The sequence below is a fragment of the Metabacillus sp. SLBN-84 genome (genome assembly GCF_053629595.1).
Genome location: NZ_JBRJIP010000001.1, coordinates 1,649,874 through 1,676,404 on the forward strand (window position 1 = coordinate 1,649,874; position 26,531 = coordinate 1,676,404).

Annotated in this window: 30 protein-coding genes, 1 pseudogene and 1 other annotated feature; of the genes and pseudogenes, 22 read left to right on the forward strand and 9 right to left on the reverse strand. The window is 46.0% G+C overall.

Annotated features, from left to right (window positions below; all coding sequences use genetic code 11):
* Window positions 1–209: 209 nt before the first annotated feature.
* The 6 genes from RKD52_RS08295 to RKD52_RS08320 all read left to right on the forward strand — a co-directional run bounded on the left by RKD52_RS08295 (window position 210) and on the right by RKD52_RS08320 (window position 6,074).
* Window positions 210–1,166, forward strand: a complete 957-nt coding sequence (locus tag RKD52_RS08295; protein WP_454099350.1) for an MBL fold metallo-hydrolase — start codon at window positions 210–212, stop codon at window positions 1,164–1,166.
* A gap of 10 nt (window positions 1,167–1,176) precedes the next feature.
* The gene (locus RKD52_RS08300) at window positions 1,177–1,971 is read left to right on the forward strand and encodes an SDR family NAD(P)-dependent oxidoreductase (RefSeq protein WP_454099351.1); all 795 of its coding nucleotides are present in this window, start codon (window positions 1,177–1,179) and stop codon (window positions 1,969–1,971) included.
* Window positions 1,972–2,091: 120 nt separating this feature from the next.
* A complete protein-coding gene (locus RKD52_RS08305) occupies window positions 2,092–3,633 on the forward strand; it encodes a spore germination protein (RefSeq protein ID WP_454099352.1) in 1,542 nt (513 codons plus the stop codon).
* Window positions 3,630–4,829, forward strand: coding sequence for a Ger(x)C family spore germination protein (locus RKD52_RS08310; protein ID WP_454099353.1), 1,200 nt, complete (start codon window positions 3,630–3,632; stop codon window positions 4,827–4,829). The genes RKD52_RS08305 and RKD52_RS08310 overlap by 4 nt, the downstream gene beginning before the upstream one ends.
* Window positions 4,816–4,983, forward strand: coding sequence for a hypothetical protein (locus tag RKD52_RS08315; protein WP_454099354.1), 168 nt, complete (start codon window positions 4,816–4,818; stop codon window positions 4,981–4,983). Before RKD52_RS08310 ends, RKD52_RS08315 begins: the two co-directional genes overlap by 14 nt.
* On the forward strand, window positions 4,980–6,074 hold the full coding sequence (locus RKD52_RS08320; protein ID WP_454099355.1) for a GerAB/ArcD/ProY family transporter: 1,095 nt from the start codon (window positions 4,980–4,982) through the stop codon (window positions 6,072–6,074). The genes RKD52_RS08315 and RKD52_RS08320 overlap by 4 nt, the downstream gene beginning before the upstream one ends.
* 18 nt (window positions 6,075–6,092) lie before the next feature.
* On the opposite strand, the gene RKD52_RS08325 is transcribed toward RKD52_RS08320, so the two are convergent.
* Window positions 6,093–6,287: a YqzH family protein gene (locus tag RKD52_RS08325; RefSeq protein ID WP_454099356.1), complete on the reverse strand. Its 195-nt coding sequence runs from the start codon at window positions 6,285–6,287 to the stop codon at window positions 6,093–6,095.
* Window positions 6,288–7,065: 778 nt separating this feature from the next.
* Between RKD52_RS08325 and RKD52_RS08330 the strand changes: the two genes are divergently transcribed.
* Together RKD52_RS08330 and RKD52_RS08335 are read left to right on the forward strand one after the other, a co-directional pair.
* On the forward strand, window positions 7,066–8,328 hold the full coding sequence (locus tag RKD52_RS08330; RefSeq protein WP_454099357.1) for a Y-family DNA polymerase: 1,263 nt from the start codon (window positions 7,066–7,068) through the stop codon (window positions 8,326–8,328).
* Window positions 8,329–8,342: 14 nt separating this feature from the next.
* A complete protein-coding gene (locus RKD52_RS08335; protein ID WP_454099358.1) occupies window positions 8,343–8,675 on the forward strand; it encodes a YolD-like family protein in 333 nt (110 codons plus the stop codon).
* Window positions 8,676–9,185: 510 nt separating this feature from the next.
* On the opposite strand, the gene RKD52_RS08340 is transcribed toward RKD52_RS08335, so the two are convergent.
* Window positions 9,186–9,383 (reverse strand): CDGSH iron-sulfur domain-containing protein, encoded by a 198-nt coding sequence (locus RKD52_RS08340; RefSeq protein WP_454099359.1) that lies wholly within the window; start codon window positions 9,381–9,383, stop codon window positions 9,186–9,188.
* 129 nt (window positions 9,384–9,512) lie between these two features.
* On the opposite strand from RKD52_RS08340, the gene RKD52_RS08345 reads away from it, so the two are divergent.
* Window positions 9,513–9,836: an iron-sulfur cluster biosynthesis family protein gene (locus RKD52_RS08345; protein WP_203287788.1), complete on the forward strand. Its 324-nt coding sequence runs from the start codon at window positions 9,513–9,515 to the stop codon at window positions 9,834–9,836.
* Window positions 9,837–9,849: 13 nt separating this feature from the next.
* Window positions 9,850–10,092 carry a DUF2552 family protein gene (locus tag RKD52_RS08350; RefSeq protein ID WP_454099360.1) on the forward strand — a complete coding sequence of 81 codons (243 nt, stop codon included), beginning with the start codon at window positions 9,850–9,852 and terminating at the stop codon, window positions 10,090–10,092.
* 46 nt (window positions 10,093–10,138) lie between these two features.
* Here RKD52_RS08350 and RKD52_RS08355 read toward each other — a convergent pair whose 3' ends face one another.
* Together RKD52_RS08355 and RKD52_RS08360 are read right to left on the reverse strand one after the other, a co-directional pair.
* Window positions 10,139–11,059 carry an alpha/beta hydrolase gene (locus RKD52_RS08355; RefSeq protein ID WP_454099361.1) on the reverse strand — a complete coding sequence of 307 codons (921 nt, stop codon included), beginning with the start codon at window positions 11,057–11,059 and terminating at the stop codon, window positions 10,139–10,141.
* 97 nt (window positions 11,060–11,156) lie between these two features.
* Window positions 11,157–11,285 carry a hypothetical protein gene (locus RKD52_RS08360; RefSeq protein WP_277987828.1) on the reverse strand — a complete coding sequence of 43 codons (129 nt, stop codon included), beginning with the start codon at window positions 11,283–11,285 and terminating at the stop codon, window positions 11,157–11,159.
* 111 nt (window positions 11,286–11,396) lie between these two features.
* On the opposite strand from RKD52_RS08360, the gene RKD52_RS08365 reads away from it, so the two are divergent.
* Window positions 11,397–11,690 carry a DUF5316 family protein gene (locus RKD52_RS08365; RefSeq protein ID WP_454099362.1) on the forward strand — a complete coding sequence of 98 codons (294 nt, stop codon included), beginning with the start codon at window positions 11,397–11,399 and terminating at the stop codon, window positions 11,688–11,690.
* On the opposite strand, the gene RKD52_RS08370 is transcribed toward RKD52_RS08365, so the two are convergent.
* Window positions 11,683–12,591 (reverse strand): hydroxymethylglutaryl-CoA lyase, encoded by a 909-nt coding sequence (locus RKD52_RS08370; protein ID WP_454099363.1) that lies wholly within the window; start codon window positions 12,589–12,591, stop codon window positions 11,683–11,685. The two genes, RKD52_RS08365 and RKD52_RS08370, sit on opposite strands and share 8 nt — an antisense overlap.
* 934 nt (window positions 12,592–13,525) lie before the next feature.
* Between RKD52_RS08370 and RKD52_RS08375 the strand changes: the two genes are divergently transcribed.
* From RKD52_RS08375 to RKD52_RS08390, 4 genes are all read left to right on the forward strand, one after another.
* Window positions 13,526–14,725, forward strand: a complete 1,200-nt coding sequence (locus RKD52_RS08375; RefSeq protein WP_454099364.1) for an acetyl-CoA C-acetyltransferase — start codon at window positions 13,526–13,528, stop codon at window positions 14,723–14,725.
* Between the two features lie 3 nt (window positions 14,726–14,728).
* Window positions 14,729–15,424: a CoA transferase subunit A gene (locus RKD52_RS08380; protein ID WP_454101169.1), complete on the forward strand. Its 696-nt coding sequence runs from the start codon at window positions 14,729–14,731 to the stop codon at window positions 15,422–15,424.
* Between the two features lie 14 nt (window positions 15,425–15,438).
* Window positions 15,439–16,107, forward strand: coding sequence for a CoA transferase subunit B (locus RKD52_RS08385; RefSeq protein ID WP_454099365.1), 669 nt, complete (start codon window positions 15,439–15,441; stop codon window positions 16,105–16,107).
* 66 nt (window positions 16,108–16,173) lie between these two features.
* On the forward strand, window positions 16,174–16,431 hold the full coding sequence (locus tag RKD52_RS08390; RefSeq protein ID WP_029280048.1) for a DUF3886 domain-containing protein: 258 nt from the start codon (window positions 16,174–16,176) through the stop codon (window positions 16,429–16,431).
* Window positions 16,432–16,653: 222 nt separating this feature from the next.
* Here the strand turns inward: RKD52_RS08390 and RKD52_RS08395 are convergent, their stop codons facing one another.
* Window positions 16,654–17,526: an AraC family transcriptional regulator gene (locus RKD52_RS08395; protein WP_454099366.1), complete on the reverse strand. Its 873-nt coding sequence runs from the start codon at window positions 17,524–17,526 to the stop codon at window positions 16,654–16,656.
* Window positions 17,527–17,709: 183 nt separating this feature from the next.
* Between RKD52_RS08395 and RKD52_RS08400 the strand changes: the two genes are divergently transcribed.
* From RKD52_RS08400 to argS, 4 genes and pseudogenes are all read left to right on the forward strand, one after another.
* Window positions 17,710–18,561: a phytanoyl-CoA dioxygenase family protein gene (locus RKD52_RS08400; protein ID WP_454099367.1), complete on the forward strand. Its 852-nt coding sequence runs from the start codon at window positions 17,710–17,712 to the stop codon at window positions 18,559–18,561.
* Entirely contained in the window at window positions 18,558–19,382 is an 825-nt protein-coding gene (locus tag RKD52_RS08405; protein ID WP_454099368.1) for a sugar phosphate isomerase/epimerase family protein, read from the forward strand. The genes RKD52_RS08400 and RKD52_RS08405 overlap by 4 nt, the downstream gene beginning before the upstream one ends.
* Window positions 19,383–19,393: 11 nt before the next feature.
* Window positions 19,394–19,489, forward strand: a pseudogene (locus RKD52_RS08410) (DUF3886 domain-containing protein); the annotation flags it as partial.
* 140 nt (window positions 19,490–19,629) lie between these two features.
* Window positions 19,630–19,850: a binding site (T-box leader), on the forward strand.
* Window positions 19,851–19,890: 40 nt separating this feature from the next.
* Entirely contained in the window at window positions 19,891–21,567 is a 1,677-nt protein-coding gene (gene argS, locus RKD52_RS08415; RefSeq protein WP_454099369.1) for an arginine--tRNA ligase, read from the forward strand.
* Between the two features lie 237 nt (window positions 21,568–21,804).
* Here the strand turns inward: argS and RKD52_RS08420 are convergent, their stop codons facing one another.
* Together RKD52_RS08420 and mciZ are read right to left on the reverse strand one after the other, a co-directional pair.
* The gene (locus RKD52_RS08420; RefSeq protein ID WP_454099370.1) at window positions 21,805–22,707 is read right to left on the reverse strand and encodes an aldo/keto reductase; all 903 of its coding nucleotides are present in this window, start codon (window positions 22,705–22,707) and stop codon (window positions 21,805–21,807) included.
* A gap of 71 nt (window positions 22,708–22,778) precedes the next feature.
* The gene (gene mciZ / locus RKD52_RS08425) at window positions 22,779–22,901 is read right to left on the reverse strand and encodes a Z-ring formation inhibitor MciZ (protein ID WP_081414156.1); all 123 of its coding nucleotides are present in this window, start codon (window positions 22,899–22,901) and stop codon (window positions 22,779–22,781) included.
* 139 nt (window positions 22,902–23,040) lie between these two features.
* On the opposite strand from mciZ, the gene RKD52_RS08430 reads away from it, so the two are divergent.
* Window positions 23,041–23,592, forward strand: a complete 552-nt coding sequence (locus RKD52_RS08430; RefSeq protein WP_454099371.1) for an NUDIX hydrolase — start codon at window positions 23,041–23,043, stop codon at window positions 23,590–23,592.
* 1 nt (window position 23,593) lies between these two features.
* Window positions 23,594–24,763 carry an endonuclease Q family protein gene (locus RKD52_RS08435; protein WP_454099372.1) on the forward strand — a complete coding sequence of 390 codons (1,170 nt, stop codon included), beginning with the start codon at window positions 23,594–23,596 and terminating at the stop codon, window positions 24,761–24,763.
* 331 nt (window positions 24,764–25,094) lie between these two features.
* On the opposite strand, the gene RKD52_RS08440 is transcribed toward RKD52_RS08435, so the two are convergent.
* Window positions 25,095–25,658: a GNAT family N-acetyltransferase gene (locus RKD52_RS08440; RefSeq protein WP_454099373.1), complete on the reverse strand. Its 564-nt coding sequence runs from the start codon at window positions 25,656–25,658 to the stop codon at window positions 25,095–25,097.
* Window positions 25,659–25,783: 125 nt separating this feature from the next.
* Between RKD52_RS08440 and spoIIM the strand changes: the two genes are divergently transcribed.
* Complete coding sequence (spoIIM, locus tag RKD52_RS08445) at window positions 25,784–26,434, forward strand: stage II sporulation protein M (RefSeq protein ID WP_454101170.1); 651 nt, start codon at window positions 25,784–25,786, stop codon at window positions 26,432–26,434.
* Window positions 26,435–26,531 lie beyond the last annotated feature (97 nt).

The window sequence follows — 26,531 nt, forward strand, 5'->3', positions numbered from 1 at the left end:
AAAGCATATTAGTTGTTCATCATTATGCGAGGTTGGACAGGCGTTTGTCAAGGAGTATTTTTTCAATAATGACCGGTGAATTATTTGAAAATAATGACACGTTTGCAGGGAACGTGTAAAATAGGCTTAATAATAGGTGAATAAGCATTCATTTTACATGTATTGAATATAGTAGACATATATAAAAATAACAAAATGAGGACGATGGTATGAAACTAAAATCAGATTACATAATCCCTATCACCCTCCCGACGCCTTTTCCTGTGGGGGATGTGAACGTTTATCTTGTAAAAGGAGACCGCCTTACCCTGATTGATGCCGGCCCGAAAACACCTGAGGCATTTGCCGCTCTCACGTCCCAGATGAAGGATGCCGGGTACCGGCCGGAGGACATCGAACAGGTGATTTTGACCCACCACCATCCGGATCATGTCGGGCTGCTCGATTATCTGCCCGAGTCTGCTGAAGTGATCGGTCACCGCTACAATGCTCCGTGGATCAGCCAGGACCAGGTATTTATGGAAGAGCAAAAGACCTTTTTTCTGAAGCTGTTTGCCGAGTTGGGCGTTGAAGAAAAGCAGCTTCCTTACCTTGCGAGATTTGTATCGAATCTAAAATATTCATGCAAACGGGAGCTCTCATCAGACCTTAGAGAAGGAGATCCTGTTCCGGGAATGAACGGGTGGCACGTCATTGAGACACCGGGGCATGCGCAGACGCATATCGCGCTTTACAGGGCTGAGGATGGCATGATGTTTGGAGGGGACCATATCCTGAAGCATATATCGGCAAATCCGTTATTGGAACCGTCGATGGAAGGCGGGGCGCGGCCGAAACCGCAGCTGCAGTTTAATGAATCCTTTGAGGCTCTTTTGAAAATCCCGCTCTCAAGTGTGCATTCCGGGCATGGTGAAACTGTCGCAAATCCGCACGAACTGATACAATATCGGTTGAAAAGACAAAAAGAACGCGCCTATGAAGTGCTGTCGTTTTTAAAAGAAAAGCCGATGACAGCGTTTGAAGTATCCGAAAGGCTGTTTCCGCGTCTTTATCAGAAGCAGATGATGCTCACGATGTCAGAAACGGTGGGACAGCTGGATTATCTGGAAGTTATGGGGGAAATTAAGGGTCAAATGGAAGGGGTACACATCCTTTACTCTTGCTGAGGTGAACGAAATGAATCAAAAACTGAAAGACCGCTATGTCGTCATTACCGGCGCATCAGGCGGGATCGGCGAAAAAATGGCCGCACTCGCAGCGGCAAGCGGCGCACATCCAATCCTGATTGCAAGACGGGCTGACCTGCTTGCGGCAGCAGCAAAACGAATCTCTGATCAATATGGCGTCACCTGCACGTATTATCCGCTGGACGTAAGCGACCTGGACGCTGTTGCACAGACGTTCGCCCGGATTTTAGACAGTGTTCCCCAGATTGATGTGCTTGTGAACAACGCCGGTTTCGGCATCTTTAACACAGTGGAAGAAGCAACGCTGGATGAAATGACCTCCATGTTTGAGGTTAACGTATTCGGACTGATCGCCTGCACCAAAATGGTCCTGCCGGGGATGAGAGCACGGAACGACGGCCATATCATCAACATTGCCTCACAGGCCGGAAAGCTCGCAACACCGAAATCAAGCCTGTACTCAGCCACAAAGCATGCGGTTCTCGGCTTCACGAACAGCCTCCGGATGGAGCTTGCCGGCACCGGCATTCACGTCACATCCGTCAATCCGGGACCGATCCAGACGAATTTTTTCAACATTGCAGATCAGAGCGGAACGTACGTGAAAAATGTTCAGCGCTTTATGCTTGATCCTGATAAAGTATCTGAAAAAATTGTCAGCGCCATGATGACCGAAAAGCGCGAAATCAACCTTCCCGGCTGGATGAATGCCGGCAGCAGCTTTTATCAGCTCATGCCGCGCGTGTTTGAAAAGCTCGCGGGAAAAGCACTATCAAGAAAATAAAGACAAAAAACAGCCCTGCTCTCATGAGCAGGGCTGTTTTTTGAGGGGAAAACTCATACTTTACCAGTGTTTACCTCATACTACGTGTAATAATCTGTTACCAGGAGGTGAAGGCCGGACATGAATGGACCAACCAATGAAACAAAGAAGCTTCAGCAAATTCAGAAGGAACAGGGCGAGCTCGAGCAATTTGCAGGTGAGGAAATCCGGGAAAATGCCTGTGAAAACATGGAGCGCTTATCCGCCATATTCGGAAAAAGCGCTGATTTGAAGACATTGGTTTATGAACAGGAGGCCTTCACATTCGGCATCGCCTATCTTGACGGAATCATCAATAAACATCAGCTTGAAGAAACGGTCATTGAACCGCTCATTGTCCATCAGCAATCTTTGAAAGCCGGGGGTGCAGACAGAGAGACCCTGATTGAGAATCTTATTTCTCCTGCTGCGGTGCTTTCAGCAGCCTTTCATTACAAGCAGCTGCTCGAATCACTGTTAAACGGCAGCGTTCTTCTATTCATTGACGGCCTGAAAGTAGCGTATACCATTCCTTTGGAATACTGGCCTTACAGGTCAATTGAAGAGCCTCAGACTCAAACGATGGTAAAAGGGCCGAGAGAAGGCTTTATTGAGTCTCTTCAAATTAACATGACACTGCTGAGGAGGAGAATTGCCACGCCGTCCCTGCATTTTCTTCCGCGCACAATCGGGAATGTGACAAGAACGAAACTTCTTGTCTGTTATATGGAAAAGCTTGTAGACCGTGATGTTCTCAATAAACTGCTTGTAAAAATAGACAAAATCAAAACCGACAAGGTCTTTGATACGGGCATGCTGGAGGAGTTATTGGAGGAGAAGCGGTTTACCCCGTTTCCCGCTTTTCAGTCGACAGAAAGGCCGGATGTTGCAGCAGCCGCCATTGCCGAGGGCAAGGTGGTCATTATGATGGAGGGAACGCCTTTTGCCATTATTGTACCGGCCACTTTCTGGTCCTTTTTTCAGGCAGCCGAGGATTATTACAATCACTTTGACCTGGCGACCTTTATTCGCTTCATCCGGCTGATTTCATACATCATTGCCCTTGCGCTGCCGGCGTCCTATATTGCGGTAACCACCTTCCATCAGGAACTGATTCCTCCGAATCTTCTGGTCAGTCTCGCAGCCCAGAGAGAGGGCGTTCCGTTTCCCGCCTTTCTCGAGGCCCTTCTGATGGAGCTGATCTTTGAGATATTAAGAGAAGCTGGAATTCGGATGCCAAGGCCGATCGGTTCTGCGGTTTCCATTGTCGGCGCAATTGTCATTGGGGAATCCGCCGTTGCTGCAGGGCTTGTGTCGCCAGCAATTGTTATTGTCGTCTCCCTGACAGCTATTGCGAGTTTTGTATCTCCTTACTATTCTTTCAGCGGAACAGGAAGGCTGCTCCGGTTTATTCTGATGATTCTTGCCTCAACACTTGGAATTTACGGGATGATTATGTTTATGATTGCACTTGCTATTCATCTGAGTTCGCTGCAGACCTTCGGTGTGCCGTACTTTGAACCTTTCGCTCCTTTTAAAGCGGAGAAACAAAAAGACAGCTTTCTGCGGTTTCCTCTCTGGTGGACGCAGACAGCTTTCTACTTAAAGTACAGAAGAAAACTGGAAAGCGGGAAACCGAAATGAAAGCATACCTTGTATTTTTCCTCCTTCTTTTTCTTATAACCGGCTGCGGCCGGACAGAGCTGAATGATCTTATTGTTGTATCGGGAATCGGAATTGATAAGAGCGGGGAGGGGCTGCTGATGCACTTTCAGGTCATCAATCCAAGCGGTACGGCTGCTTCGCAGAGCGGTGCGCCTAGCGGCGGATCGGGAGGCCCGGTGTACACGTATTCTTTTGAGGGGAAAAATGCGAGCGAAATTCTGCAAAAGGCTAAAAACACTATTTCGCGGAAACTCTATTTCTCCCATGTATCTACCATTGTCGTGAGTGAGCGTTTTGCAGCCGAAGAGGGCCTTCTGCCGGTACTTGAATTTACCGAACGGTTTTATCAGATCAGAAGGAACGTCAATTTTCTGATTGCCAAAGATGCGGATTCCTCCTCCATTTTGAAAATGTATACGCCCATCCAGAAGATGCCGGCATTATCGCTTGAATCACGGATTCCAAACACAAAAAGTTCAATGGGTTTCAGAGCCGGAATCACATTAAAATACATTTTAAAATGGTTTTCCAATCCTCATCAGGAGCCCTTCATTTTCGGAGTGGAAAAACAGCAAAATCAAAAGGCAGCCAGCAAAACGGAAGATTTGTCCAGCATCGATGGAAATCCGAACAGCTTTACGATTACCGGTCTGGCATTATTTAAAAAAGACAAGCTGATTGACTGGCTCACATATGATGAATCACGTTCGCTCGGACTGATGAAGGGACTTGTGTCAGGGCCGTCTGTCTACACGATTGATTGTCCGAATGCGAAATCCGGTTCCATCATTCTTGTTGCGCAGCATATGAAAGGCTCCCTATCATATGTAAAAGCAGATGTCCCGTCTTTTCAGACCCACATCCGCATCAAGGGCTTCGTCCAGGAAGCATCCTGCAGCAAGTCCCTCGACAATTCCGGGCAGATTAAACAAATTGAGAAACTGGCAGAAAAGAAAATCAGCGGGGAACTTCAAGCTGTATTTGAAAAGATAAAAGAAAACAGCACCGATTCTTTCGGCTTGAGACGGATCATTTTTGAAGCCGATCCTCAACTGTTTAAAAAGTGGGAGCCAAGATGGGACGAACTGTACCAGGAGGCCAGACTGAGTACAGATGTTACATTCACGATTGAAAATACAGGGTTAAGGATGAAGAGCATGTATGAAGACAACTAATCGCCGTTTTGTACTTGTCCTTTCTGTCTTTTGGCTTTTTACTCTGGCCTATACAGCGGATTATATGATGAAGATTGGCCTGTTCCAGTTTGCCGACTGGACCAGGGCCGTCTTCAGCCCGGTTATCCGGTTCATCCTTGGAGGTATGCAATGAATCACAAACTTACTGAGGCGCAGCTCTTTCTGCTTAATATCAGCTTTGTAACAGGCAGTTCGATCCTGATGGCACCGGGACTGACGGCAGCCTATGCCAGAAATGACGCGTGGCTGTCCATGCTTTTCGCTTTGGGTGCAGGACTGCTGCTGAACGTTTTTTTTCTGCTCTGTCTGAAGCAGTTCCATTATGCCTCCATATTTTCTGTCATGGAGCAGGCGGCAGGCCGTTATGCAGGGACAGTAATAAACATCATCATTATTTTTTATTCTCTTCACTTAGCAGCCTATGTCGTCAGGAACCTGAGCAACTTTATGACTACCTCTATCAGCCCTGAGGCAAGCAGCTTCACGTTTCAGGCTGCCATTATTTTAATTTCGCTTTATTCGGTCTATTTTGGGGCCAACAACCTGGCAAGGGTTAATCAGTTTTATGCGCCGATCGTCATGATGCTTCTCTTTTTTTCCTTTATTTTGGTCATCAATCAGTTCGATTTCTCCAATCTGAAACCTGTTCTTTACCGGGGAATAAAACCTGTTTGGAGCGGAGCCTATACGACAATCGGCTTCCCCTTTCTTGAAATGCTGCTCCTTTTTTCTCTCACTGGCTATATGAGCAAGAAAAAAAACATTCCCGCGGCCTATCTTTTTTCCCTGTTTACAGGAGGAATCATCCTTGTGCTGATTGTGCTGTTCAGCATTGGCATTCAGGGCTACGATCTCGTTCAGAGACAAACCTATTCAACCTTTGAACTTATGCGGGATATTGACATCATTGACCTGCTTGAACGGGTGGAAGTGCTGATCGGGATTGCCTGGATTTTTGGGATTTTTGTGAAAATCACAATTTGCTTTTTATGCGCCATGCTTGGCTTTCAGTCCATCTCCAGGCACCCTACCTACCGCCCTTTCTTATTGCCGGCAGGAGTTTTCGTTTTCGTGCTCTCAAATGGCATCCATGAAAATATTATCAGCTTTTCGGATTTCGTCTCAAGCTATTGGACGATTTGGTGGTTCGCCCTGTACCTCCTGTTAACCCTTACAATGATTGCCGGGATTCTTTTTAAGCGCCATACAAAAACGCTGAATTAAATGGACCCGGCGTGCCATTTAATTCAGCTCCTGATTTGTGACATAGCCGTACACGGTATCTTCCACAGCCTCAAACCATTCGGATCCTTCCGTTTCTCTCTGTTCCCTTACTTTTGCAACAAGCTCAGCCGCTTCCTCTTCACTGAGCCTGCCATCCATCTCATACTGCTCAAAAGATTGCTGAATCATCTTCCAAATCCATTTCTCGTTCATAGTTCACCTCGTTTGTATCCTGATTATATGAGGGTTTCCGGAGAATGCCAAGCTGAGATTTTTTGTCCGGCTTACGGGTGTTAGGGGAGGTCCGGCTTTTTAGTGTCCTCCATTTTTGATTTTTGGGTTTTGGGGGTAGGATACCGATGAATTCTTTTCTGTCCTTCGGAGCTAAACAAGGCGATTCCGCTTTTCGTGTTGTCCAGCTCCATCGCTCAACTCCTCTGTCAGAACGGAATCGCCGGTAAAGGCAAAAGGCGCCTTTTCCGGCGATTCCTTTTCTGACTCCCGGAGCTAAACGAGCGATTCCGCATTTCGTGTTGTCCAGCTCCGCCTCCTAGTCCTTCTGTCAGAACAAAATCCCCCAAAAAGTCAAACCCGGACTTTTCGCGTGATTTCTTATCTGACTGAAAGGATTGAACAGTCGGCTCCGCTTTTCGTGTTGTCCAGCTCCATCGCTCAACTCCTCTGTCAGAATGGAATCGCCGGTAAAGGCAAAAGGCGCCTTTTCCGTCGATTCCTTTTCTGTCCTTCGGAGCTAAACAAGGCGATTCCGCTTTTCGTGTTGTCCAGCTCCGCCTCCTAGTCCTTCTGTCAGAACAAAATCCCCCAAAAAGTCAAACCCGGACTTTTCGGGTGATTTCTTATCTGACTGCCAGGCCTGAACAGTCGGCTCCGCTTTTCGCAGAAAAAACTACCATTGAAATCGAACGTATATTCGCTTACTATTAGCATATACTGAATGGGAACATATATTCTGTTGTGAGGAGTAAGAACGATGATTGAGGATTACAGTCAATTTCCAAAACGAAAGATTCTGTGCATTGATATGAAGAGCTTTTATGCCAGCTGTGCCGCGGTTCTGGAAGGTCTTGACCCGCTTACGTGCCATTTGGCGGTGGTTGGTGACACAGAAAGGCAAGGGAGTATTGTTCTGGCAGCTTCGCCCTGTCTGAAAAAAGATTTTGGCATCAAGACCGGATCCCGTCTGTTCGAAATTCCGAAAGATTCCCGCATTCGGATTGTTAACGCAAAAATGGCTTCTTTTGTCCGTATTTCGACTGAACTGACGCGCCTTTTTCACCGGTATGTCCCGAAGGATGCCATCCACACGTACAGCGTCGACGAAAGCTTCATCCAGGTTGACGGAGTGGAGGGTATCTGGGGAGATGCGTGGGAGGTTGCTGCAAAAATCAGAGATGATATGGACCGTGAATTTTCGCTGCCGTGTGCAATCGGCATCGGACCCAACATGCTGCTTTCGAAAATCTGCCTTGATCTTGAGGCGAAGAAAAAGGGCATTGCGGAATGGACGTACGACGATGTGAAAGAAAAACTGTGGAAGGTGCAGCCGCTCCGGGAAATGTGGGGCATCGGCAGCAGAGTTGAAAAAACGCTGAACCGGATGGGTATTTTCAACGTAGGGCAGCTTGCCGCCCATCCGCTTGAAGTGCTTGAGAAAAAGTTCGGAATTATGGGCAACCAGCTTTATTACCATGCATGGGGCGTTGATCTCTCTGAAATTGGTGCGCCGATTCTGCAGGGGCAGATCAGCTTCGGGAAGAGCCAGATTCTCATGCGGGATTATCCTGATCCGGAAGAAGTAAAGCACGTGATTCTTGAAATGTGCGAAGAAGTCGCAAGAAGGGCGCGCACGCACAGGAAAGCAGGCAGAACGATCAGTCTCGGCATCGGCTACAGCCATGATGAGCTTGGGGGCGGATTTCACCGCTCCCGGACGATGGACCGGCCGACCAACATCACCATGGAGCTCTACGAAACATGCCTCGCCTTATTTGAACAATTTTACGCACATAAAACCGTCCGGAAAATTTCGATTGCCCTCTCCAACATTGAAGATGATTCCGAAATGCAGCTCGATTTATTCCAGCCAAACCGCGAAAAAGAACAGATCCTTGGCTATGTCATGGACTCCATCCGCGGGAAATACGGACCCAATGCCCTGCTGCGGGCCGTTTCCTATACAAACGCAGGCACAGCAAGGCACCGCGCCAAGCTTGTCGGCGGACACAAAGCGTAAAAGGAGGGATACTCATGATTCGGGATCGGGGCAATATCAAATGGACATCCATGATGCTGCCTGAGCATGTAAAAATCTTAAGAGAACTTGAAATTGAACAGGGCTATAAAACGAAGCCCGCAGTAGACGAACAGCAGCTCGAGCATTTTAACGAAATCATCAGCCTCGCCATGGAGGAGAACCGCGAGCTTGCGTTCACCTACTACGAACATCACGATTTTCACGTGCTCAAAGGCCGTGTACACTACGTAGATCCGATCCGCGGATGCCTGCGGATCATCGGCGGAGACCACACGCGCGTTGATCTGCCAATCGAAAAAATAACGGATATAGGGGAGAAGGAGTGAGGTGAAGGCGGGCGGAGGATGCCTGCCTTTTCTTGCGAAGATGTGAGAATGGGCGTGATCATACTGATCATGCTCTTTTTGTTGTATCGAGTTATAATCCTGTTTTAAAACACTTTGCAGGCGTTTGAGATGGGGAAAAGTGTTGTAATGGGATTTTAAGAACACTTTGGAGATGGGAGAGACGGGAGAAAGTGTTGTAATCGGATTTTAAGAACACTTTAGGAATGGGAGGGGCGAGAGAAAGTGTTGTAATTGGTTTTTAAGAACACTTTGAGAATGGAAGAAGCGGGTGTAAGTGTTGTAATCGAGCTTTAAGAACACTTTGGAGATGGGAGAGGCGGGAGAAAGTGTTGTAATCGGTTTTTAAGAACACTTTGGAGAAGGGAGAGCCAAGGGGAAAGTGCTGTAATCCTGTCTTAAGAACTTTGGAGGCTCCGCCGGAAAAAGCAAACCCTGCTCTTTCCGGTGGATTTTTTTAACCTTCTGAACTAAACGGCCGCCTCCGACCTCCTACTCCGCCCTAACCACCGACTGAAACACGCCCTTATGCGAACCGTCGCAAAACGGCATTTTTTTGGAGAGTCCGCAGCGGCAGAGAGAGAAGCTCTGTTTGGTCTGGAAGACGTTTCCTTCTGCGTCGATGAGTTCGATGTCTCCTGTTATGCGCAGGGAGCCGTTGTCGTTTACTTTGATTACGGGTTTGGTCATCTTATCACTCCTTCTATATTTAGACGTTATTCGGCTGGGGCATGGGGTATGACAGGCAAGCCTCGGTGCGCATCTGACCGAGTTGTGATAAAATGTCCCTAAGCAACCTGAAACGAGGAGACATGACGTATGGAAATTAAATGGACAGACCGTGCCATGAAAAAAATAGAAGGCAGTGTGCAGGCTCACTCCGATAAACAAGTGAAGCTCAAATATGATACGGACGGCTGCGGATGCGTGGTCAGCGGAGTGACTGCACTCTGGCTTGTTGATGAAAAAGACGGGGATGATGTTCAGATTGAGACGAACGCATATCCGGTTCTGGTTGAAAAATCAAAGATGGTGTTTCTGGATGAAAAGATGACAATTGATTTTAACGAGACAGCGAACAGCTACATGCTGACATGTCCTTCGCAAATCTTGAATCCGCGCATGAGTCTGACTGTAAAGTGAGGTGGAGAGAAAGATGAAGGACCGCTTAACAACTCTTAAAAACATCGCATTAAATAAAACATGGGTTTCGTTTTTGAACAGCAACCATCCGTACACCCTGCTTCACTGGTCGATCGGCGGAGTGTTTGAGGAAAAGAAGGATGTCTGGCTGCTTCAGGATGAAATGACATTTGAAGCACAGGAATTTGCCACAATTGATGAAGCAATTGCCTGGCTTGATGAACATATGCATGACATTACGGACGTGCTTGGATAAACCCCAAAAAGCCCTGATTCAGTTGGAATCAGGGCTTTTTTACGTTTTATACAGTTGCTTCCTGTTCTTTCATTTCTTCATAAAATTCATCAATGATCCGTTCATATTCCTCGCGGTTTTCGGTGTAGGACATGGCGTGGGCGCCTTTTTCAGCAAAGTACAGCTTTTTCATCCCGGATTTTTTCTCGAACAGCTGCTGGGTCATCGCTGACGGTATGTAATCGTCGTCTTTGCTGTGGATAAACAGAACAGGATGCTGAATTCTGTCCATCACCGCAATCGGTGAAACGTCCTGGATGGTGTACCCGTCCCGCAGTTTCAGAAACCGCCTTGCAATCGGCATCACAAGGTAGCCGGGAAGCTTGAAGTCGGATTTCAGACGGTATAGCAGCTGCTCTTGAAGATCTGAAAACGGACAGTCGGCAATATAGTAATCAGCACCGTCTTCTACGAGTCCTGCATAAAGCAGCGTCGTGACGGCGCCCATGGATTCCCCGTGAATGCCGAGGTGCAGGTCATCGCCGACACGGTCCTTCAGCCAATGCACGACAGACTGAAGGTCGTATTTTTCATAGTGCCCGAAGCTTGTTGTTTTACCGCCTGTTTCTCCATGCCTTCTGTGATCATAGATCAGCACATTGATTCCCCGTTTTAAAAACAGCTTCATGTACTTGACCGAGTTAATCCGGTTCATGGTAACTCCGTGGCAGATAATGACATAGGAGGAGGTGCTGTGGGGGGCAATCAGATGGCCCCTGATGTCATATCCGAACTGGGACGGGATGGACACTTCAATTTTGTTGTAGGCTTCATACTCGCTTTCGTCGTAATGGCCGTCTTTTGTTTCGCGGTCAATAATTTCTTTGTCTGACTTCTTTCGCATGTACATCATCTGGTTGGTGAAAAAGAATCCTACGACAAAGATATAGGAGAGGATGATGCCTGCTCCGATCAGCCACTTTTTCATCTGCATTCTTCCTTCCGCTGTATAATACATCCATTTTATCACGAAGAAGGAAAAGGAGAAAAACAAAAGCAGCAAGCACATGGGGCTTGCTGCCGCGTTATTGTTCCGAGTTTTGGCGTTTTGTCGGATGTACAGCCTTTTCCATTTCTTCAAAAGCCATCGTTTGCTTTGGCGTATCTGCATTCGGCTTGCCTTTTTGGCTCTTAGATGCCTTTTCGTTTGTCATGATATCCGCTCCTTTCTGTCATCTAAGATGTGAAATAAGAGGGAGAAATATACATGGAGGTGAAACAACTTGTCCGTTCGCTCCGTATAGATAAAAAGGAGAGTGACTGTAATGAAATTAACAGGAATCGGTATAGCTGTTTCAAGCGCTGCAGGCTTCATCAGCTATACAGCTGGAGATCTGCAGCTGCTGTTTATCGTGATGTGCGGGATCTCGCTTATCTGTTTTGGCATCTCGGGTTTTATGACCTATGCTTTTCTTGGAGGAGAGGCTATGCACGCAAATTTCCAATCAGAAATAGCCGTGCATAGAAAAACAAGGACAGATTGGGCAAAGGACTTATTTCTTGCAGGTCTGCCAAGCTTCGGGGCGGCTGTTATATCCACTGCTGTTTTATTCAGTTAAGAAGCGTTTTTGACCGTTTGCTGAGCTGATACTGTTTGCTTTGAACACTTCCTGAGAGATGCGGCTCGATTACCTCAACTGCTTTCAGAAGCTGGCTCATGTCAATGCCTGTTTCGATATTCAGAGCCTGCAGCATATGCAGCACGTCCTCTGTTGCAGCATTTCCTGTAGCACCGGGTGCGAAAGGACAGCCGCCGAGTCCGCCTGCAGAAGTGTCAAACCTGTCGACGCCTGCCTGCAGCGCTGCGTATATGTTGGCAAGCGCCATGCCTCTTGTATCATGGAAATGGGCCGTAATCAGCACGTCCGGCAGCGCTTTTTTCAGCCGTGAAAAAAGCTCATGCACCTCAAGTGGATTTGCCATGCCAATGGTGTCAGCCACACTTAAGTCATCAACTCCCGCATCTGCAAACTGTCTGCAAAGATCAACAACGGCATCCTCTTCTATTTTTCCTTCATACGGGCAATAAAAAGAAGTCGAAATACACGCCCTCACAAAAAAGTCTTCTTCTTTGAGCGAGCGGATCAGCGGCAGAAGCTTCTGCATGCTTTCTTCTGTTGTCGCGTTAATATTCTTTTGATTGAAGGTGCTGCTGACTCCCACAAAAAAAGCCACGTCTTTGCAGTTTGCTTCTTTTGCACGCGCAATCCCTTTTTCGTTCGGAGTCAGAACAAGGTTTCTGTTCTCATCGGAACAATAGGTGATGATGTCTCCAGCATCTTTCAGCTGGGGAACCCACTTTGGCGAGACAAAAGAGGTCAGTTCCATTTCTTTGAATCCTGCCTTTTTAAGTTCTTTAATAAACTGAATTTTAACGTCTGTCGGAATTTCATTTTTTTCATTTTGCAGCCCGTCGCGGGGACCGACCTCAATTAATGTCGCCTGTTTTGGCAGATTCATAGGAAGCACCAGCCTTTCGGATTTTTGAGTACCTTCAATTTCTGGTTTTCAGGTTTTGAGGGTGTGAATTGGGATTTTGCGTACCCTCAATTTTGGATTTTTAGATTTTGATGGTACGAATCGGAATTTTGCGTACCCTCAATTTTGGATATTGAGGTTTTGATGGTACGAATTGGGATTTTGCGTACCCTCAATTTTGGATATTGAGGTTTTTGTGGTACGAATCGGCATTTTGCATACCCTCAAATTTTGATTTTGAGGTTTTGAGGGTACGATTCCGCAATTTGCGTACCCTCAATTTCGGATTTTGAGGTTTTTGTGGTACGAATCGGCATTTTGCATACCCTCAAATTTTGATTTTGAGGTTTTGAGGGTACGATTCCGCAATTTGCGTACCCTCAATTTTGGATTTTAAGGTTTTGAGGGTACGAATCGGGATTTTGCTTGCCCTCAATTTTGAATCTTTAGGTTTTGAGGGTACGAATCGGCATTTTGCGTACCCTCAAATTCAGGTTTTTAGGTTTTGAGGGTACGATTCCGCTTTTCTCATTGTCCAGCTCCATCGCCCAGCTCCTCCGTCAGAACAAAATCCCCCAAAAAGTCAAACCCGGACTTTTCGGGTGATTTCTTTTCTGCCTGTCGGAGCTAAACGGACGATTCCGCTTTTCGTATTGTCCAGCTCCGCCTCCTAGTCCTTCTGTCAGAACAAAATCCCCGAAAAAGTCAAAACCGGACTTTTCCGGTGATTTCTTATCTGACTGCCAGGCCTGAACAGTCGGCTCCGCTTTTCTGATGTAAGGGTTTACATATTCCCATATTAATAGTTTACTAAGAGTGTATGCAACTGAAAGCTGAATTTTGAAAAGATTGCAGGAATTTATCAGGATTTAGCGAAACCAATGGATAAAGCCATGACAAAGGGGATGAGTGTAGTATGAGCAGCAATGAAGTAGTCATCGTGAGTGCTGTCCGCACGGCAATCGGGAGTTTCGGAGGAGCGCTTAAGGGTGTGTCTGCACCGGAGCTTGGAGCGATTGTGATTAAGGATGCTCTTGAAAAAGCGGGTTTAAAGGGCGAGCAGGTTGATGAAGTTATTATGGGGAATGTGCTGCAGGCGGGACTTGGGCAAAATCCGGCGCGCCAGGCGGCTATGAAAGCGGGTCTTCCTGAAAATGTGCCTTCTATGACCATTAACAAAGTGTGCGGATCCGGTTTGAAAACGGTCCATCTTGCTGCACAGGCGATTTTATCGGGTGATGCAGAGATTGTGGTTGCAGGCGGTATGGAAAATATGAGCCAGGCGCCTTACATATTGAAAAATGCGCGGGACGGATTTAAGATGGGCGATCAGAAGCTGATTGATACAATGGTTTCTGACGGTCTGACGTGTGCGTTCAATAATTATCATATGGGTGTGACAGCAGAGAATTTATGCGATAAATACGAGATTACTAGAGAAGAGCAGGATGAGTTTGCAGCGTGGAGCCAGCAAAAAGCGGTGAAGGCGATCGAGTCCGGTACGTTTAAATCGGAGATTACGCCTGTCGTCATTCCTCAGCGAAAAGGGGATGCTGTTACGTTTGATACAGATGAGTTCCCGCGAGCCGGCACAACGGCAGAGAAGCTCGGCGGACTTCGTGCTGCGTTTAAAAAAGAAGGATCCGTAACGGCAGGAAATGCGTCCGGCATTAATGACGGTGCGGCAGCTGTCGTTGTCATGAGCAGAAAAAAAGCAGAAGAGCTTGGCATTCAGCCGCTTGTTAAAATCACAGCCAATGGAAATGCAGGCGTAGACCCAAGCATTATGGGGATTGGACCTGTAGCAGCTGTTCAAAAAGCTTTCCAAAAAAGCGGGCTGACAATGAATGACATGGACCTTGTCGAAGCGAACGAAGCGTTTGCGGCCCAGTCGATTGCCGTTGACCGCGAACTTCATTTTGAGAAAGAAAAACTGAATGTAAACGGCGGCGCCATTGCTCTCGGACATCCAATCGGAGCAAGCGGCACGCGCATTTTGGTCACGCTGATTCACGAAATGAAGCGCAGAAATGCAAAGCACGGCCTTGCCACCCTTTGCATCGGCGGCGGTCAGGGTGTTGCGACAATCGTTGAAAATCTTTCATTGGAGGGATAAATGATGAAGAAGATCTATACATCTTTTACAGAAGCGGTAAGCGAGATTAAAGATGGTTCCACTCTGATGGTCGGCGGTTTCGGTCTGTGCGGCATTCCTGAAAACCTCATCCTTGCCCTTGTTGAAACAGGCGTAAAGGATCTTACGATTATTTCAAACAACTGCGGTGTAGACGACTGGGGCCTCGGGCTTCTTTTGAAAAATAAGCAAATCAAAAAGATGATCAGCTCGTATGTCGGCGAGAACAAGGAATTTGAACGCCAGGTGCTCTCGGGCGAGATTGAAGTCGAGCTTGTTCCTCAAGGGACGCTTGCTGAAAAAATCCGCGCAGGCGGAGCAGGCATTCCTGCATTCTATACGCCTGCAGGAGTGGGAACGCCGATTGCTGAAGGAAAAGAAACGCGGAACTTCAACGGGAAAGAATACTTGCTTGAAGAAGCGCTGACAGCAAATTTCAGCCTTGTACGCGCGAGCAAAGCCGATAAAATGGGCAACCTGCTTTATAACAAAACGGCTCAGAACTTTAATCCGATGATTGCAGCGGCCGGGAAAGTCACGATTGCTGAAGTGGAAGAGATGGTGGAGACGGGGAGCATTCAGCCGGATGGAATTCATACACCGGGCATTTACGTTCAGGCACTCATTCTCGGAGAGCAGCAGAAGCGCATTGAGCGTCTGACTGTACAAAAGACAGGATGACAGGAGGCAAAGCTATGATCCAAAACAAAGCAGAAGTCCGCGAGAAAATTGCCAAAAGGGCGGAACAGGAAATTGAGAACGGTTTCTACGTCAACCTCGGTATCGGCATGCCGACACTGGTCGCCAATTATATCAGTGAAAACAAAGAAGTTGTGCTGCAGTCAGAAAACGGCCTTCTCGGCATCGGTCCGTATCCGAAAGAGGGAGATGTCGATCCTGATTTAATCAATGCGGGAAAGGAAACTGTCACAGCAATTCCTGGATCCGCTTACTTTGACAGTGCAGAATCATTTGCAATGATCCGCGGAGGACACGTAAATGTGGCTATTCTAGGCGGCATGGAAGTGTCAGAAAGCGGAGATCTTGCTAACTGGATGATTCCGGGCAAAATGATTAAAGGGATGGGCGGCGCGATGGACCTCGTTCATGGAGCGCAGCGCATCATTGTCATTATGGAGCATGTGAATAAAAACGGCGAACCGAAGATCCTGAACACGTGCACACTGCCGCTGACAGGCAAGGGTGTTGTGAACCGGATCATAACGGATCAGGCTGTCATTGATGTCACAGAACTCGGCCTCAAACTGAAAGAAGTCGCAAAAGGCTATACAGTGGAGGATATAAAGCACTCCACTGAACCTGAGCTGATCGTCGGCGACGATGTTATCCTGGACGCCTATTAATCAGTCAAATCCCTTTCTAACATCGCCTTTTCTTGTATATAATGTGTGTATATAGGAGTGATCATCATGGCGAAAAAACAGAAAAAACATCAAAAGGCACAGCCGAAAAAAACAGACGACGCGTCCCTCAACCTGAAGGACCGCCTCGATTCCGGCCTGTTCGAACAGCTATCCGGAATGAAAAAAGGACTGCTTGAAGAACAGGAACAAAAGCAGGAGCAGGAACGCCTGCAGAAGCTTAAGGAAAAGAAAGAAAAAGAGAAAAACAAAAGCTTTGAAGAACTGCTCAACGATAGTCAGTTGAAGTGGTCGGATTATAAATAGAAAAATGCCTTCGCAGATGCGGAGGCATTTTTCTGTCGTTCATGGAAGATTGAAACGCAGTATACAAAAATAGCCTTCCTGAACGGAAGGCTAAAAGGGGGATATGTATCTTTTGAAATCCCCTTCATCCACCATCAGCATACTTAAAAGCTCAGAAAAGCACAATCTTATGGCATTAGCCGTAACAAAATGTTCAAAGATCTATGACGATTTCCTGACATGTTAGTTCATTCTTCTGAACTCACCGGGACTTTTGCCAAGCTGCTGTTTGAAGCGTTTATGAAAATGAGACAGACTCTTGTAGCCGCACGAATCAGAAATGAAGGAAACGCTGTGGTCTGAGGTCAGCAGCAGCTCCTTGGCTTTTACAAGACGCTTCATTTCCAGAAAAGCAGGGAGTGTAAAACCTGTCGTCTTTTTAAATGTTCTGCTGAAATGGGCAGGGCTTACCAATGCTTGATCGGCAAGGACGGTGAGGGACAGATGGGAATTCGTATAGTGAGAGTCAATGTAATTCAGGACATCCTTCATCCACCAGTCCCTTTTATCCGGTATGTGCCCGTTTTTCGCATGTTCAAAGTGCGTATTCATTCTGCTGATTTGAAGGAGCATCCAGTGAAGCAGGAGAATCACTGCGCTGCGGTTTCCTTTTTCAGCGCTGCCATATTCATCATCCATCATGACAAGCAGCTTTTCAAATTCCTTCATCCGCTCCGCTGAAAGACGCAGCTTAAACCGGCCGCTGCGAATAAGGTCATGAAATGGCCCAAGATAGGAAAAAGAATCTCCTACTTCAGCTATCTGAATAAGCATGGGGTGAAAGAGAATGACTGAGCATGTATAAGGGGCTGTTTTTTCAGCGGATGCCTTATGAATGACATCCCCCGGAATCAAATAAAGATCATTTTTCTCCATATTAAAAAAATGCTTATCAATTAAAAAGGACCCTTTTCCGTCGTGAACAAAAACAAGTTCATACCAGTTATGAAAATGATAAAAAGGTACATTCTCACCTGGATTCCCAGTTAATTTTGGGAGGTACACAAGGGGGAAAAGCGGGTCATATTCGTGCCGTTCCTTTACTGCTTTCATCATAATCTGTCCAATCTCTTTTTTATTAGAATAGCAAAGAAAAACGGACTTTGCTCATGAATGCTTCTTTTCATCAAAAAATCGCACATTGGCAGCAAAAAAAGCAAACTTTATGCGCTTTCATTCTTTTATGATCATTGTAGAGACAAAGTCTGCAAGACAATTTATAAAGAAAGAGGGATCGCAATGACAGAGAAAACCAAGCAGGAGCTGCCGGATTTAAAGGGAGAATACGAGCTTTCAAAAGAGCAGATTGCAGCATATCAGGAGGATGGGCATATTTGTCTTAGAGCAGTTGCTTCAGAAGAGGAAGTTGCATCCTACAGGGACGCTGTCCAACAATCTGTGCAGCGCCACGCAGAGAAGCTTGCGCCATTGGAAGAAAGGGATACGTATGGAAAAGCGTTTATTCAGGTCATGAATGTGTGGGAGCATTCGGAGGATGTGAAGAAATTCGTCATGGCAGAAAGATTTGCCAAAATTGCAGCCGACCTTCTCGGTGCAGACGGAGTAAGGATATATCATGATCAGGCGCTTTACAAAGAACCGGGCGGGGGACACACACCCTGGCATCAGGATCAGACATACTGGCCTGTCGACACGGAGAAGACGATCACTATGTGGATGCCGCTTGTGGATGTGACAGATCAAATGGGCTCCATGAGTTTTGCTTCAGGCTCCCATAAACAAGGATACATCAGCAAGCTCGGCATTTCTGATGAATCTCACCGGACACTCGGTGAGTATATTGACCAAAATGATTATAAGAAGGTGACTTATGGCGCCATGAACGCAGGGGACGCCACATTTCACTATGGATGGACGCTGCACAGCGCACCGGGAAATCCGTCGGACTCAACCCGTGAAGTGATGACCGTCATTTACATGGCAGACGGAACAAGAGTTGCTGAAATAGACAATGAAGCAAGAGCAAATGACTTAAAACAATGGATGCCCGGGCTTGTTACCGGGGATGTTGTGAACAGTCCTCTTAACCCGCTTGTTTATCATAAAACGAAAAAAGCAGATGAGAAATGACGGCAGAGTTAATCAGCATAAAGTCGCTTTGGGGAATGCCTGAACCTTTAGAAACACAATTTCAGCGTATTTACGATGCCGGCTATAAAGGAATTGAATGCCCGCTGCCGGACAGCGGAAAAAGGTCCGAATTAAAGGAGCTTCTGCATCAGTACGGGTTTGTTTATGTCGCGCAGATCTTTGCGGACGACAGCAAAAGCTTTGAGGACCAGGTTCAAAAAGCCGCTGAATTAAACCCGCTGCTGATCAATTCCCAAAGCGGCAAAGACTCCATGCCGTTTGACAGGCAGCTGGATTTTTTCCGGAGGGCAGTGGAGGTCGAAAAGGGGATTGGCCTTCCTGTTGCGCACGAAACACACAGGGGAAGAGCAATGTACAGCCCTTGGACAACAGAACGGCTTCTAAACGAGATAGAGGATCTCAAGCTTACTGCCGATTTCAGCCACTGGGTATGTGTGTGCGAGTCACTGCTTGAAGAGCATGCAGAATGTCTCGAGCTTGCGGCAGGCAGAACCATCCACGTGCATACGAGAACCGGCCATGCGCAGGGGCCGCAGGTGCCTGACCCGAGAGATCCGGTCTGGCGGAAAGAACACGATGCCCATTTGAAATGGTGGCGGTCGATCTTTACCCGTCATCAACGCGCGGGAACCGATTTAACCTTTACGCCTGAATACGGTCCGCCGGGCTATATGCCGACAGTTCCTTACACACAGGATCCGGTAAGCGATTTGTGGGAGATCTGCCTCTGGAAAAAACAGGTTATAGAGAGCGAATGGGCAAAAAAAGACCTGCTTGAAGAACAAGAGCAAAAACAGTAACAGGAACGCCTGCAGAAGCTGAAGGAAAAGAAAGAAGAAGAGAAAAAAACTACAGCTTTGAAGAATTGCTTAGTGATAGTAATTTAAAGTGGTCGGATTATAAATAAGAAATGCCTCCGCTTAAGTTTAAGTTGTGAAGGGAAAACTGAAAATACGAAAAGCAGCAGGTTAATTCGCATGTGAATTTAGCCTGCTATTTTTTGGTTGCTTTTCAAAAGTAAATGGATATAATATACATTAATAGATAATAAAATCATTGATAAAGAGAGTAATTATTTGTGGAAAATAAGCGAGTCAGGGATGGTGTAAGCCTGTCATGAAGCAAGTAATGAACCGGACTTTTGAGATGCTTTCCTGAAATCAGTAGGGGGAGCCGGGGAAACACCTCGTTACTAATAGTGAGTGGTTTTTTAATTTTAAAAAACAAGTAGAGTGGTACCACGGGAATATAAAGCTCCCGTCTCTTTTTTAAGAGACGGGAGCTTTTTTATTTTGGAGGAGGAAACTTATGGACTTTAAAATTATTTATGCAGACATATTATTTAAGGTGTTGAATGGTCAGCTTGAAAAGAACAAAATCATCCTGATGATAGAAAAACCGAAATTTGAGAACATGGGAGATCTGTCATTTCCTTGTTTTGAATTGGCAAAAAGCTTTCGAAAATCACCTCAAAACATCGCACTTGAGATTGCTGCAGAAATTGATGCATCAATCTTTGAAAAGGCAGAAGCAGTTAGTGGATATGTGAATGTATTTCTCGATAAGCAAAAGGTTTCATCTATTGTGCTAAAAGAAATTCTGTCTGAAAAGAATCACTATGGGAATTTAAACCTTGGAAACAACGAGGTTATTACAATTGACTTTTCATCACCTAATATCGCGAAACCTTTTTCAATGGGACATTTACGTTCAACGGTTATCGGCAATTCTCTGGCTCTTATAGCAGAAAAATGCGGTTATTCACCAGTGAGAATTAACCATTTAGGAGACTGGGGTACTCAATTTGGCAAGTTAATTGTTGCTTATAAACGATGGGGGAAAGAAGAAGAAGTAAAGAATCAGCCTATAAAAGAGCTGCTGAAATTGTATGTGAAGTTCCATGAAGAAGCAGAAAAGGATCCTAAGCTTGAGAATGAAGCGCGAGCGTGGTTCAAAAACCTGGAAAATTCAGATCCTGAAGCCATTCAACTATGGGAATGGTTTCGGGAGGAATCATTAAAGGAGTTTTCAAAAATATATGATTTAATGGGGATAGAATTTGACTCCTATCATGGGGAAGCGTTTTATAATGACAAGATGGACAGGGTCGTTCAACTTCTTGAGGACATGAACCTGGCAGAGGAGTCTGAAGGCGCTCAAGTTGTTCCGCTCAAAGAGTTACCGCCATGCCTGATAAAAAAAAGAGATGGAACAACCCTTTATGCTACCCGCGATTTAGCGGCAGCCATTTATCGTCAGGAAACCTATCATTTCGAAAAATCTTTATACGTAGTAGGCAACGAGCAAACCCTTCACTTTAAACAACTGTTCGCTGTGTTAGATAAGATGGGATACCAATGGCAGATGAAGCACGTGCCTTTTGGCATGATGTTAAAGGACGGAAAAAAGATGTCTACCCGTAAAGGAAAAGTTGTATTGCTTGAAGAGGTTTTAGATAACGCAATTAAATTAGTATCGGACCAAATTAACAAGAAAAATCCAAATCTTATTTCTAAGGTGGAAGTTGCCCGTCAGGTAGGGACGGGGGCGGTTATCTTTCAAGACTTGAAAAATTACCGTCAAAACGATATCGAATTTTCCTTTGAAGACATGTTGAAATTTGAGGGTGAAACCGGGCCATACGTTCAATATACGCATGCTCGGGCTTCTTCCCTTTTAAGAAAAGGGGCCTTCTTCAAGAATCACGAAGCCGTAAGCATAAGAGATATCGAAGCTTGGCCTATTATTACGACCTTACGATCATTCAAGGACGTTATTAAAAGAGCAATGGAAGAATACGACCCATCCCTTGTTGCAAAATATGTGATTGAACTGGCAAGGGCATTTAATAAATATTATGCATCAATCCGAATTTTAGATGACAGCCATTTAAAACAGGAAAGGCTGACACTTGTTTGTGCAGTTACAATAGTCCTTAAAGAAGGGCTGCGTTTATTGGGGATGAAAGCTCCGGAGGAAATGTAATAGGAATTCAATTTATTTAAGCCCTATTCTAGTCGCTGTTAATTAAGAATAAAGATGGCGGAATAAAATAGTCTTCTCTAAAGCTTTTTATTACCTGCCTAATAAGTTTCTCCAAGATGTTGGTGGTAAAATAAGGATAAAAAATATCAAATCAAAGGATTGAAAAATTTCAGTTCATAAACAACGGCAGAAAGAGTGATTCACTCTCTCTGCCGTTATTCGTTCCAATTGAAATCCTCAGCGATGCGCCTCATACTTATCAAACTTCGTCAATGCTTGCAGCGCAACAAATTCTTCACCAGAGAGCGGGCGTGCCTCTGCAGCGCGGCAGTTTGCCTGAACCTGTTCGATTTTGCTTGCGCCGGGAACGATGGTTCCGACTGTCTGCTGTTTCAAGCAGTACTGGATGGCCGTTTCGGTCATGGAAAGTCCGCTTTCTGCAGCGATTTGCGGAAGCAGTCTGCGCAGGTCTTCTTCGCTGTATGATAGGTAGCCTTTTTCATTCAGCTTTGTTTCCCAGTTGTCTGTAAGCAGTCCCTTGGCCATTGGACCGCGGCCGATGACGCTGACCCCATGGTCGTTTAGAAGGGGAAACCATTCTTCTGGACGGCGGTCAAGAAGGCTGTATTGCATCATGACAGAGACGATGGAGGATTTCTCCAGGTACTGTTTAATGACATTTGGACGAATGGAGGAGATGCCGTAGTAGCGGATCAATCCCTCTTTTTTCAATTCCTCGAAAGCCTCGATGGTTTCATCGATATTATCTTCGATTGTGCCTCCGTGGAGCTGGTAAAGGTCGATGTAATCTGTTTTCAGGCGTTTCAGACTGTGTTTGACGGCTTCTTTTATGTAGCTTTTAGAAGCGTCCCACGTCCAGCCGTCTTTTGCTTCGTTCCAGCGGTTGCCCGCTTTTGTGGCGAGAATGATTTCTTTTCGTTTCTTTTTCAGGGCAGCTCCGACAAACTCTTCATTCAGGCCGAAATCGTATAGATCGGCCGTGTCAAAATAGTTGATGCCTTCATGAAGCGCTGCATCGATGATGGATTCTGCCTGCTCCTTGTCAGTGCCAAGGGACATGCAGCCGAGTCCGACTTCACTTACCAGTAAATCAGATGTGCCAAGCTGTCTTTTTTTCATGCGTCTCACTCCTGCCTGATAGTCTTTCTTCTGACATTAGTACAAGAAGGAGGAAAAAGCAATTGTGACGCTTATTTGTCCTTTGTCCACTGTTCAATTGTTTCATATTTTCTGCTGTATTCCTTCAGCTTCTCCCGGACTTCCCAGGCTTTGCCGACCAGCACGATGCCCTTTTCAAGAAGGTAGATCTTCATGTTTATTCGCCTCGCTTCCCGTGTAGTGGATATCAGTATGTCCATTAAAGCGGTGTTTCAGGCGGTGCCTCTGATGCTTGTTAAGAATGTGGTAGAATATATGTATTCATGAGAATTTGTAGAACGCGGAGGTACGGAAATGAACCACTTAAAGGAAACCACTAAAACATCAGAAAAATTATTTTCAGGACGCATTATTGATTTATACCTGGAAGAGGTGGAACTGCCTAACGGAAAAACAAGCACGCGTGAAATTATCAAGCATCCAGGTGCTGTCGCTGTCCTTGCACTGACGAAAGACAAAAAGCTTGTGATGGTTCAGCAGTACCGAAAAGCCATGGAGCGGGTGCTTGTTGAGATTCCTGCAGGCAAGCTTGAAAAAGGAGAGCTTCCGGAAGTGACGGCAAAGCGTGAGCTTGAGGAAGAAACAGGCTATACAACACAATCGCTGCAGCATCTGATTTCTTTTTATACATCTCCGGGATTTGCCGATGAACTTGTGCATGTTTACTACACGGATGACCTGCACGTACTTGAAGAGAAGGCAGAGCTTGATGAGGACGAGTTTGTCGATGTGCTGGAGGTGACGCTTGAAGAGGCGCAGCAGCTGATTGATGAGCAGCGGATTTTTGATGCGAAAACCGCCTATGCAGTTCAATATCTGCAGTTAAAGCAGGCTCTTCAAAGATAGCATGAACGATTATTATGCGGACTTACATATTCATATAGGCCGGACTTCTTCCGGAAAGCCTGTAAAAATAACGGCTTCTAAGCAGCTTACGCTTGAAAACATTTTAATAGAAGCAAGCGGGCACAAAGGGATGGACATCATAGGAGTCATAGACTGTCACGTTCCTGAAGTACTTTTGACGCTTGAAAACGGTATTGGGGAAGGGAAATGGAGCGAGCTTCAGCAGGGCGGCATCAGGTTTGAAAAAACGACTCTTCTTCTTGGCTGTGAAATAGAAGTGTATGATTCTCACTGCAAAGGTCCGCTGCATGTTCTGGTGTTCATGCCGACAATCGAGAGAATGAAGGACTTTTCCTATTGGCTCGGCAGCCGAGTGAAAAATCTGACGCTGAGTACACAGAGAATGTACGGGGAAGCCAAAACGCTGCAGAAGAAAGTAAGGGAGCTTGACGGGCTTTTTATCCCAGCCCATATCTTCACTCCGCATAAAAGTCTGTATGGAAGCGGAGTCCGTGCATCACTTGGAGAGGTTCTGGATCCTGAACTGATTGACGCCGTTGAGCTTGGCCTGAGTTCAGACACAGAGATGGCATCGAAGGTTACCCAGCTTGACAAGTATCCGTTTTTGACCAATTCGGATGCTCATTCGACGGCCAAAATCGGAAGAGAATATCAGAAGCTCAAGCTTGCCGAACCGTCATTTGAAGAGGTCCGGATGGCGCTGAAAGAGGAAGGGAACCGCAGGATTGCATCCAACCACGGGCTGAATCCGCTGCTTGGAAAGTATTACAGAACCGTCTGTGAGACATGCGGTGCTGCAAAAGAAGGACATGAACAGGCATGCAAAAACTGCGGCAGTTCCCGGTTTACAAAAGGCGTCAGCACCCGCTTGTCTGAACTGGCGGACAGAAGGGCCGGAAGCGGCAGGGAGCGCCCGCCTTATCTGCACCAGGTTCCGCTGCAGTTTATCCCCGGCATTGGCCAGAAAACACTGGAAAAACTGAAGACTGCATTCGGAACGGAAATGACAATCCTGAATGTGGTTTCAAAGGAACGTCTCGAGAACGTACTTCCTGCTAAAACAGCAGCATACATACTTGCTGCAAGGGAAGGCAGGCTTGGGGCCGAACCAGGCGGAGGCGGGATTTACGGCAGGGTTTCTAGAGTGTAAATGAGGTAGGGACATAAATAAAAAAGGGTGAATTTGAGTGTGAACTAGTCAAATTCATCCTCTTTCATTTTTCTTATATTGCTTTGAGATTTGCTACCAGATCCCTATAACGAACTATTAACCTTCTTTATACGGTATAATTAACGGCCGGAGCAAAAATAGCATAAGATTCACTCGCGGTCGTACGGTATAATCTACAGCTGATGTGTAAATAGCATAAGGTAGACGCCTTTTTTGTAGGGATTTTCAGCTTTGAATCAATTCAGCGCACAAAGAATCAATTTTTCGATTAGTGTGAACTGTTCTATGTTTTGTCCCAGCCTCTCTTGCGTTAAAAGATTTTAGCAAACACACACGTATCTCTGAGAGTACGCCCGTCTGCAGAAACATCGTCCTGTCTAAGGATGCCTTCCAGCTGATAACCGAGTTTTTCAGGGATGCGGCGGCTTTTTGTGTTCTCCGGATCGCACCTGATTTCCACACGTTTGGCGCCGAATTCTCTGGCGGCAAAGGCAGTCAGTGCTTCAACAGCCTCAGTCATATATCCTTTTCCGGAGTGCTTTGTTGAGATCCAGTAGCCGATTTCCACTTTCGGAACATCCCAGTCCATGCGGTGGAAGCCGGTGCTTCCTATAAACTCGCCGGTGATCCGATCAAAAATAAGAAGACGCAGATCCTCCCGCAGCATGAATTTAGCACAGGATTCCCTAATATTTGCTTCCGTGTCTTCGATGGTCTGGGTTTTCTGGGCAAACGGCATCCATGGCTTTAACTCCTCAAGCGATTCGTTTACGGCGGCGTTCACTGCCTTGCCGTCACCTGGACGCGGAGCGCGGATCAGGAGTCTGTCTGTTGTCAGTTCATTCGGAAAATCAAGTAAGATTGGTCGTTTCATAGGAACACCGCCTTGTCAGTTTTAAGAATTATAACCTTTTTGGAAAATAATGCAATAGGGGCTTGTCATAGTTTCTACCGTTTTTTCATACAATCTAGTAAGTGAAAAACCGGGAGGAAGAAATGATGCGCAAACATCCATTAAAAGCAATGATGATCCAGCATATGAAAGAACGCTCGTCGCTCTACCTGTTTGTTTTTGTATTGTTTTTGATGGGGGTTATTTTCGGGGCGGTCATCGTCAACAGCATGAACTTTACTCAAAAGGAAGATTTGTATTTTTATTTAAGCCGCTTTTTCGGACAAGTTTCTGAAGGGAAAGTGGCAAGCTCGGTGGAAATGCTGCAGCAGAGTTTTTTTCATAATCTGAAATATTTGGGCCTGATGTGGGTGCTCGGCATTTCAATCATAGGTTTGCCGGTGATTCTGATTATGTTATTCTTAAAGGGAATTGTCGTTGGCTTTACTGTCGGTTTTCTGGTCAATCAAATGGGCTGGCAGGGCTTTTTGCTTTCATTTGTTTCGGTTATGCCGCAGAATATGATTTTAATACCGGCATTTATTATTATGGGTACGACAGCCATCTCGTTTTCTCTTAAAATTGTAAAGCAGCTCTTGAATAAAAAATCAAATTTGTCAGAGTCGCCGTTTTCGATGTTCGCGCGGTACGCAGCATTCTTTGTAGGTATTGCTGTGCTGACTGCCGCCGCATCAGGGCTTGAGGCATATGCGTCGCCTGTATTAATGAAAAATGTCATTGAGATTGTATCTAAATAGAATGATTTTTATCTAATAATCATTTTATTTATTAGATTGGAATGATTTTCGTTGGACACATCCCTTTCTTTTGATATAATGGATGAGGAACGCGGCG

What these genes read in the sequence shown, in the direction of transcription:
- RKD52_RS08295 (WP_454099350.1), top strand. Translation starts at nt 210, where the DNA reads ATGAAACTAAAATCAGATTACATAATCCCTATCACCCTCCCGACGCCT.
- RKD52_RS08375 (WP_454099364.1), top strand. Translation starts at nt 13,526, where the DNA reads ATGAGCAGCAATGAAGTAGTCATCGTGAGTGCTGTCCGCACGGCAATC.
- RKD52_RS08380 (WP_454101169.1), top strand. Translation starts at nt 14,729, where the DNA reads ATGAAGAAGATCTATACATCTTTTACAGAAGCGGTAAGCGAGATTAAA.
- RKD52_RS08355 (WP_454099361.1), bottom strand. Translation starts at nt 11,059, where the DNA reads ATGAAAAAGTGGCTGATCGGAGCAGGCATCATCCTCTCCTATATCTTT.
- RKD52_RS08385 (WP_454099365.1), top strand. Translation starts at nt 15,439, where the DNA reads ATGATCCAAAACAAAGCAGAAGTCCGCGAGAAAATTGCCAAAAGGGCG.
- spoIIM (WP_454101170.1), top strand. Translation starts at nt 25,784, where the DNA reads ATGCGCAAACATCCATTAAAAGCAATGATGATCCAGCATATGAAAGAA.
- argS (WP_454099369.1), top strand. Translation starts at nt 19,891, where the DNA reads ATGGACTTTAAAATTATTTATGCAGACATATTATTTAAGGTGTTGAAT.
- mciZ (WP_081414156.1), bottom strand. Translation starts at nt 22,901, where the DNA reads ATGAAGATCTACCTTCTTGAAAAGGGCATCGTGCTGGTCGGCAAAGCC.
- RKD52_RS08430 (WP_454099371.1), top strand. Translation starts at nt 23,041, where the DNA reads ATGAACCACTTAAAGGAAACCACTAAAACATCAGAAAAATTATTTTCA.
- RKD52_RS08360 (WP_277987828.1), bottom strand. Translation starts at nt 11,285, where the DNA reads ATGACAAACGAAAAGGCATCTAAGAGCCAAAAAGGCAAGCCGAATGCA.
- RKD52_RS08310 (WP_454099353.1), top strand. Translation starts at nt 3,630, where the DNA reads ATGAAAGCATACCTTGTATTTTTCCTCCTTCTTTTTCTTATAACCGGC.
- RKD52_RS08420 (WP_454099370.1), bottom strand. Translation starts at nt 22,707, where the DNA reads ATGAAAAAAAGACAGCTTGGCACATCTGATTTACTGGTAAGTGAAGTC.
- RKD52_RS08305 (WP_454099352.1), top strand. Translation starts at nt 2,092, where the DNA reads ATGAATGGACCAACCAATGAAACAAAGAAGCTTCAGCAAATTCAGAAG.
- RKD52_RS08300 (WP_454099351.1), top strand. Translation starts at nt 1,177, where the DNA reads ATGAATCAAAAACTGAAAGACCGCTATGTCGTCATTACCGGCGCATCA.
- RKD52_RS08330 (WP_454099357.1), top strand. Translation starts at nt 7,066, where the DNA reads ATGATTGAGGATTACAGTCAATTTCCAAAACGAAAGATTCTGTGCATT.
- RKD52_RS08325 (WP_454099356.1), bottom strand. Translation starts at nt 6,287, where the DNA reads ATGAACGAGAAATGGATTTGGAAGATGATTCAGCAATCTTTTGAGCAG.
- RKD52_RS08440 (WP_454099373.1), bottom strand. Translation starts at nt 25,658, where the DNA reads ATGAAACGACCAATCTTACTTGATTTTCCGAATGAACTGACAACAGAC.
- RKD52_RS08345 (WP_203287788.1), top strand. Translation starts at nt 9,513, where the DNA reads ATGGAAATTAAATGGACAGACCGTGCCATGAAAAAAATAGAAGGCAGT.
- RKD52_RS08400 (WP_454099367.1), top strand. Translation starts at nt 17,710, where the DNA reads ATGACAGAGAAAACCAAGCAGGAGCTGCCGGATTTAAAGGGAGAATAC.
- RKD52_RS08315 (WP_454099354.1), top strand. Translation starts at nt 4,816, where the DNA reads ATGAAGACAACTAATCGCCGTTTTGTACTTGTCCTTTCTGTCTTTTGG.
- RKD52_RS08395 (WP_454099366.1), bottom strand. Translation starts at nt 17,526, where the DNA reads ATGATGAAAGCAGTAAAGGAACGGCACGAATATGACCCGCTTTTCCCC.
- RKD52_RS08340 (WP_454099359.1), bottom strand. Translation starts at nt 9,383, where the DNA reads ATGACCAAACCCGTAATCAAAGTAAACGACAACGGCTCCCTGCGCATA.
- RKD52_RS08365 (WP_454099362.1), top strand. Translation starts at nt 11,397, where the DNA reads ATGAAATTAACAGGAATCGGTATAGCTGTTTCAAGCGCTGCAGGCTTC.
- RKD52_RS08320 (WP_454099355.1), top strand. Translation starts at nt 4,980, where the DNA reads ATGAATCACAAACTTACTGAGGCGCAGCTCTTTCTGCTTAATATCAGC.
- RKD52_RS08350 (WP_454099360.1), top strand. Translation starts at nt 9,850, where the DNA reads ATGAAGGACCGCTTAACAACTCTTAAAAACATCGCATTAAATAAAACA.
- RKD52_RS08405 (WP_454099368.1), top strand. Translation starts at nt 18,558, where the DNA reads ATGACGGCAGAGTTAATCAGCATAAAGTCGCTTTGGGGAATGCCTGAA.
- RKD52_RS08390 (WP_029280048.1), top strand. Translation starts at nt 16,174, where the DNA reads ATGGCGAAAAAACAGAAAAAACATCAAAAGGCACAGCCGAAAAAAACA.
- RKD52_RS08335 (WP_454099358.1), top strand. Translation starts at nt 8,343, where the DNA reads ATGATTCGGGATCGGGGCAATATCAAATGGACATCCATGATGCTGCCT.
- RKD52_RS08370 (WP_454099363.1), bottom strand. Translation starts at nt 12,591, where the DNA reads ATGAATCTGCCAAAACAGGCGACATTAATTGAGGTCGGTCCCCGCGAC.
- RKD52_RS08435 (WP_454099372.1), top strand. Translation starts at nt 23,594, where the DNA reads ATGAACGATTATTATGCGGACTTACATATTCATATAGGCCGGACTTCT.